We start from the raw sequence: 7,448 nt of genomic DNA, 5'->3' as shown, positions 1-7,448 counted from the left end.
ACGATTTATATCCATGAGAACAAGGAAATCACAATTGTGTTTCGCTTTGCGGAACAAGAACAGGAAATCGTGGCATTGATAAAGTAATAGAATAGACAAAGGAAACTGTTTTCTTTAAATACCAGTGCCTAATGGTGCGGGGAAAACCACTTTGATGAAATGTATGTTGACATTGACTAGCATTACCTCTGGTGAGATAAAGATTTTTGGAAAAGAGTTATCGAGTAATCGAGAAGAAATATTGAGCAAAATAGGAAGTATCGTTGAAACACCAATATTTTATGAAAATTGTACTGCTAAACAAATTTTAGAACTTCATGCCAAATACATGAATTATCCACTTAAGAATTCCGATATTTCTAAAGTGATGAATAGGGTAGGGCTGCAAAAAAATACAAAAAAAGTAAAGGAGTTTTCTTTAGGAATGCGTCAAAGGCTTGGTATTGCCAGAGCTTTATTGACCAAACCTAAATTATTGATTTTAGATGAACCTATTAATGGATTAGATCCAGTAGGTGTGCAAGAGATTCGTAACATCTTATTAACATTAGCAAAAGAAGACGGCGTGACTATCTTTGTTTCAAGTCATATTTTATCTGAAATCTCGCATATTGCGGATACAATTGGTGTGATAAAAAATGGTAGTATTGTTGAACAAGTGACGATGAAAAAATTAAAAAGAGAAAATATTGATTTAGAAGCTTATTTTATGTCGCATTTTCAAAAAGAAGTACACGAGTCAATAAAATACTGAAATTCTCAGAAGGAGTAAGTAATGAAAAAATTAATAAAAAACGATAAAAAAACATTTTATACTTTTATGGTATTTAATATGTTAGTGCCACTTGTCAATATTGCCTTTGCTTATACTATCAAACTAATCATTGATAGCGGTTTGTCGCAAAGTTTGACATCATTAAAAAAGTCTATTATTTTTGGTGTCTTTGTGATTTTGAGTTATGCGATACTTAATTTTATCTCGTTTCGTTTGAGAAATCGTTTAGTACGTCACATTATGGGCGATTACAATCATCGTGTTTTTCAATCCATTTTAGATAAAGACTACAAGGATTTTTCAGATGAAAATTCAGGGAAATTCATTTCAGTCTTAACAGATAATATGAAAAAAATTGAAGAAGATTATCTTTATCAATTTTTCAATATCTCTAAAAATTTATCTCTGATGATATTTTCTTTAATTGCAATGTTTATTGGTAATTGGCTTTTGACAACTTTTGTTGTGATTGCAAGTATGATTCCAATGGCAATTAGTGGTATGATTGGCAAAAAAACTGTGACGCTACAAAAAAGTCTACTTCATTCAGAACAACAGTACCTAGCAAAGGTTAAAGATATTTTGCTTGGTTTTCTAGTCATCAAAAGCTTTAATGTCAAAGAGGTTGTAACGAAAGATTTTATCCAAGAACGAGAGAAATTATCTACTGTTCAAGCCTCTAAAAATAAATTTGATATTTTAGCTCGTGTCTTATCAGAACTTTCAGGAATGCTCGTCTTTTTAGTTGCTTTTGGTGGCGGTATGTTACTGGTATTTAAAGGGCAAACAACGATTGGTAGTGTCACTGCGATCGTACAACTTGTTAATTTTGTCGTTTTACCTTTAAATGAAATTGGCATGGGGATGAGTCAATTTCGCCAAGGAGAGACAACTCTAAAATCAATTGAACTTTCAAATGAAAAAGTTATTTCGAATGGTCAATTCAAAAAACATTTTGACGATAGTATTACATTTTCTGATGTAGATTTTTCATATGAAAAAGATGAAGTAAAAGTTTTGTCCAATCTATCTTTTGAAATTAAAAAAGGTGAAAAAATTGCACTCGTTGGCATGTCAGGTAGTGGAAAATCCACCTTATTAAACTTACTTTTAAGATTTTTTGATACCGATTCAGGAGTCATTAAAATTGATAATGAAAAGTTGGAAAACCTTTCATCAGAAAGCATCTACCAGTTGATGACAATTGTTCAACAAAATGTTTATGTTTTTGATGATACGCTACGAGCTAATATCACTTTGAACGAAACCTTTTCTGATGAAGAAATTAATACCGCCGTTCAATTATCTGGATTATCAGACATGATATCAAACAGTGATTTGAAACTTGAGACTAATTGTGGGGAGAATGGTGCGAATCTATCAGGTGGGCAAAAACAACGTCTTTGTATTGCAAGAGCATTGATTCGACAAACTCCTATTTTACTGTTAGATGAGGCGACATCATCTTTGGATAATCGCGTGACTTTTGAAATCGAGAACGCTATTCTTAATATCAAAAACTTAACATCTATCATTGTAACGCATAAGCTTAATGAATCTTTGCTTAGAAAATATAATCGTATTTTCTTTATGAAGAATGGTAGAATAGTAGAAACTGGAAATTTTGAAGCGTTATTAACCCAAAAAGGCGAGTTTCATAACCTTTTTAAATTAAGTATGTAATGAAAAATTACTCTCAGAGAAAGTTTTGAGGGATGTATTATAAAATAACATCACATCACATAAGCAATGAAAAGAACATAAAAAAATCTACTTTATTAAAAAAGAGGCTGCTGAAAAACTTTCATTTGAGGAAAAACAGAAAATGAACCGCAAGGTTAAGCGATTCATTTTTTTAATGCCATCAAATTTGATAGTTTTTTCAGCAATCTCATCTAAAAGGTAGATTTATTTTTTAAGTGTCACAGGCAAGACATAATTCGCTTGAGGGACAAACTGCTCATCTTCAATCTTCTGAATTAAAATTTTGACCATGAGTTCAGCTAAATCATCAGTCGGCTGTACAATGGTTGATAGACTTGGCATGAAACTCTGGATAACCTGTGTGCCATCGTAACCGACAACTTTGAGATTATCTAAGTGACCTGTGGTTGCAAGATTCTGAACAATCACGGCGGTCAAATCATCTGTGCAAAAAACGCCGTCAGGTTGTTGCTCAACTAAAAACTGATGAATGATCTGGCGTTTTTGGTTGAGATTGCTTTCTTTTGCCAAATAATGAATCAGCGGCGTCAACTGTTTTTCAGCCATCATGGTTTGATAGCCCAATCGTCGATTTTGGGTTGGACTAATGGTATCAGAGACACCTGCAATCATAGCAATCTTTCGACAGCCTTGCTCATAAAGATAGTCGGTTGCAAGTTTACCACCTGCCAAATTATCAGAAGAAACAATCGGAATGCCATCCGCCAAATAACGGTCGAAAGCGACAATCGCTAGATTATCATTTTCATATTCATGAATTTCCTTATTATGAGAGCTGGTGATGATGCCATCAACCTGATTGGCCATAAGCATGGTCAGGTAGGCACGCTCTTTCACTGGATTATTTTCACTGTCACATAAAATCGCCTTGTAGCCGCACGCAAAGAGTTTGGACTCAATCGCATGGATAATTTCGCCATAAAAAGGATAGGCGACAGAAGGAAAGATTAGCCCAATCAACTGGGATTTCTTGCCTTGCAAAGAACGCGCCATGGCATTGGGTTGATAGTTCAATTCCCGCATGGCTGCATGCACACGGTCAATCGTTTTTTGAGACAAGGAACCGCGCATATTAATTACGCGAGAAACAGTAGTGGGAGTGACGCCAGCAATTTTTGCGACATCGTTTAGATTAGCCATATATTTACTTGATTGAGCCGTCAAATGCTCAATTTGTCCTTATTTTTTTAGATGCCAAATCTTAGCAGATAGGCCATTTTTGGCGAATAAACAAGTGTTTTGGGCTGCTGTGAAAATACGGCTAGACATGACTTTTTCACCGTCGTTGACAAAAATTTCAAGCGACGATGTATCCGCAAAGAGATTCAATTTCACCTTGCCAGGTGTGAACTGCGTCGAACGTGCCACACCATAATTTTCAGACCAGCTAACAGGCAGATTTGCTCTATTCAGTTCTATTTTACCATTTTTCACGTCGATTTTGAGCGAAACATGAGAAGAATTGTTGACATCCGCAAAAAGAAAAAGTTCATTGTCTTCAGTCAGCTCAATTTCCAGTTCATAACTGTTGCTGTCAATGGTCGTGGCAACTTCTGAAAGCGTGATGTTTTGTTCATCATGGCGTAGTGACAAAGTCTCTACTACTGGATATTGGAAAAGTTGCCCGTTTCTCAGTGTCAGCTCTTTTACCAGACTGAGCATCCCCTGCCAACCGTCAGCTTGTGATGGCACATCCAGATCAGGTAAGCCTAACCAAGAAGAGGCAAGCACTCGACCATCAGGGGCGTTGAAAGCTTGGGTCGCATAGACTTCAAAGCCGTCATCTAGATTATGAAGTTTTCCTGCCTGTGTCAGCGTAGCAGATTCGACATCAAAATCATCCGCAATAACATACATATTTGGAAAGATATTATCGTAGTCAGCGACGGCTTTGTCAAGACCTTGTGGGCAGAATAAGAGCACTGGTTTTTTGTCAATAAAGACGAGATTAGGACACTCAATCATATAGCCCATCTTTTCTTGGGTAAACTGAACTTGTCCTACGTAGTCCCAAGATGTTAAACTGTCATCAGTTGCCTGAGCTAAGACGGCAACACCTGCTTCATCGCATGTTTGTGCGCCGATGATAGCAAATTTCTGACCATTGGCATCGAAGATCATGGGATCTCGAAAATGGTCGGTATAGCCTGCTGGTGTTTGAAGAAGTGGGGCATCAAATTTTTGAACGTCACCTGATTTGCTGTAGATGGCACCGTTTTGATAAGCATCACGTGAGCCATCTGTACCGCGCGTGTTGCCGGTATAGAAAATGAAGAGTTTGTCATCAGAAAGGGGGAGAGCAGAGCCAGAATAAGCCCCATGTGAGTCAAAGACGGTATCAGGGAAGAGTTTCAACCCTTCATCAGTCCAATGAATCAGGTCGGTTGATGTCATCAGCGCCCAAGATTTGAGGCCGTGAACTGGCCCATAAGGGAAGACCTGGTAAAATAAATGGTACTTCCCATTAAAGTAGGAGAAGCCATTTGGGTCATTTAGTAAACCAGTCTTTGGCTGAATGTGATAAGTATTTTTGTAAGCTGAGCTTGCGACAGCAGTTGTGAGGTCAGCAATAAACTCAGGCGAGTAGTCAGCATAAGCACGATAGCGCTCAGCAGAAGTCCAAGGTTTTGAGTAATCTTTTTTAGTTATCATAATCAAATTATAATGCAAAAAAAATTCTATGTCAAACGCTTGACAATGTTTTTGAAACAGGTTATAATTTAAAATGTAAACGGTATCAAACGTTTGACAATTGATATCGCAACGACATTATTTTAAGTGAACTTTGAAATTTGATTTGTAGAAATGATTTTCTATGACTTGAATTATCATGTAACAATTTGAAGGGGAATTTCTATGGATCACAAAGAAGTAGCAAAACGAGTTGCGGCAGCACTTGGCGAGGATAACCTCGTCGCAGCAGCCCACTGTGCCACACGTTTGCGTTTAGTTGTTAAAGACACAGCTAACATTGATCAAGCAGCGCTTGACGATGATGCAGATTTGAAAGGGACATTTGAAGCCAATGGTCAGTATCAAATCATCGTCGGACCAGGTGATGTAAATACTGTCTACAAAGAATTGGTAGCGATTACTGGAGTTGGCGAAGTGTCGAAAGATGAGCTGAAAGACGTTGCCAACACTGAAACAAATCCACTTATGAAGTTGATTAAAGTCTTATCAGATATTTTCGTACCATTGATTCCTGCTTTGGTTGCAGGCGGTCTCTTGATGGCCTTGAACAATGTTTTGACAGGTCAAGGTCTCTTTGGTCCTCAGTCTATTGTTGAGATGGTCCCAGGTATTCAAGGGTTTGCTGAGATTGTCAATCTTATGGCCTCGGCACCATTTGCTTTCCTACCTATTTTAATCGGATTTTCAGCAACGAAACGTTTCGGCGGTAATCCTTATCTTGGGGCAGCAGCAGGTATGATGTTGGTAATGCCTAGCCTCGTTAATGGTTACGGTGTAGCAGAAGCCATTGCTTCAAACAAAATGCCGTACTGGGATGTTTTTGGTTTCAAAATCGCCCAAGCCGGTTATCAAGGTCAAGTCTTACCAGTCATTGGTGTGGCTTGGATTTTGGCAACGCTTGAGAAATTCTTCCATAAGCATTTGAAAAATGCGATTGACTTTACTTTCACACCGATGTTAGCCGTTATTATTACAGGTTTTGTGACATTTGCAGTAGTTGTAGTTGGTCCTGTCCTTCGTGGTATCTCAAATGGAATGACTGATGGTCTCGTTTGGCTCGTCAATACACTTGGTGGGGTTGGTTATGGTATCTTTGGTTTGGGCTACTCAGCGATTGTGCTGACTGGTTTGCACCAATCATTTCCAGCGATTGAAACTTCTCTACTTGCTGATATTGCAAAAACTGGGGGTGACTTCATCTTCCCAATCGCGGCTGCAGCAAACGTTGCTCAGGGTGCGGCAACATTTGCCATCTTCTTCTTGACGAAAAACGAAAAACAAAAAGGTCTCGCATCATCTTCAGCTTTCTCTGCTATGTTAGGGATTACTGAACCAGCTATGTTTGGTGTCAACCTCAAACTCAAATTCCCATTCTTTATTGGTCTCGGTGCAGCCGGCATTGCCTCTACCATCATGGGATTTGCGGGTGTGCGTGGCGTATCACTTGGGCCTGCGGGAATCATCGGCTTTATTGCGATCAAGCCAGCTAGCATTCCAATGTTCATGCTCGGTATTATAGTCAGCTTTGTCCTTGCTTTTCTTGCGACTTACGTCTATGGTCGAGGACGCATGGATGTCCCTGCGAACGTCGCAACGACAGGAACAACAGCTCAGGAGATTAATATCGTTAAAACTTCTGAAGGCGTTTCAGATGAGGCACTTTATGCCCCAGTAACTGGTCAAGCTATTCAACTTTCTGAAACGAAAGATCAAGTATTTTCATCAGAATTAATGGGAAAAGGGATTGCGATTGAACCAACGATAGGTGAAATTTATGCGCCAGCAGACGGAACATTGACAGTCACAAATGACAGTAAACACGCCTATGGTCTTTTGACGAATAAAGGGGCAGAAGTCTTGCTGCATATCGGGATTGATACTGTCCAAATGGTAGGTGAAGGCTTTTCAACACAAGTCAAACAAGGTCAAGTTGTGAAAAAAGGTGACTTATTAGGTACTTTTGATATTGATAAAATTAAGGCTGCAGGCTATGAAGCGACGGTCATGATCATTGTGACCAATACCCTGTCCTTTGCAGAAGTCCAAGGCATTGATAACCAAGCCGTGACGGTTGGTCAAACGATTATTCAAACGACTGCACCTATAATAAAATAAAGTTAAAATAACCCACGGTCGTTTCATAAACTTTTTATTACGTCAGTCAATATCTTCTCATTCACCAAGCATTTCAATAGATTCTGCTTGACACTAACCCTTTTATTTACTTGTTTCAAATAAGTACGATGAGCTAAAA

5 protein-coding genes are annotated in these 7,448 nt (G+C 38.4%); 3 read left to right on the top strand and 2 right to left on the bottom strand.

From position 1 onward, the window contains the following. The first annotated feature begins 124 nt into the window (after positions 1 to 124). A complete protein-coding gene (locus ACYQ21_RS14035) occupies positions 125 to 754 on the top strand; it encodes an ABC transporter ATP-binding protein (protein ID WP_460059165.1) in 630 nt (209 codons plus the stop codon). Positions 755 to 775: 21 nt separating this feature from the next. Further along, positions 776 to 2,458, top strand: coding sequence for an ABC transporter ATP-binding protein (locus ACYQ21_RS14030; RefSeq protein WP_460059164.1), 1,683 nt, complete (start codon positions 776 to 778; stop codon positions 2,456 to 2,458). A 225-nt stretch (positions 2,459 to 2,683) separates the two neighbouring features. Here ACYQ21_RS14030 and ACYQ21_RS14025 read toward each other — a convergent pair whose 3' ends face one another. After that, a complete protein-coding gene (locus ACYQ21_RS14025; protein ID WP_460059162.1) occupies positions 2,684 to 3,640 on the bottom strand; it encodes a LacI family DNA-binding transcriptional regulator in 957 nt (318 codons plus the stop codon). Between the two features lie 39 nt (positions 3,641 to 3,679). Then, positions 3,680 to 5,152: a sucrose-6-phosphate hydrolase gene (locus tag ACYQ21_RS14020; protein WP_460059160.1), complete on the bottom strand. Its 1,473-nt coding sequence runs from the start codon at positions 5,150 to 5,152 to the stop codon at positions 3,680 to 3,682. Positions 5,153 to 5,356: 204 nt separating this feature from the next. Here ACYQ21_RS14020 and ACYQ21_RS14015 point away from each other — a divergent pair, with 204 nt between their 5' ends. Next, positions 5,357 to 7,309, top strand: a complete 1,953-nt coding sequence (locus ACYQ21_RS14015; RefSeq protein WP_460059158.1) for a sucrose-specific PTS transporter subunit IIBC — start codon at positions 5,357 to 5,359, stop codon at positions 7,307 to 7,309. The last annotated feature ends 139 nt before the right edge of the window (positions 7,310 to 7,448 follow it).

The sequence above is a fragment of the Pseudolactococcus yaeyamensis genome, assembly GCF_054658615.1.
The sequence above is the reverse complement of the archived record's forward strand: the minus strand, read 5'-3'. Positions and strand labels throughout refer to the sequence as shown.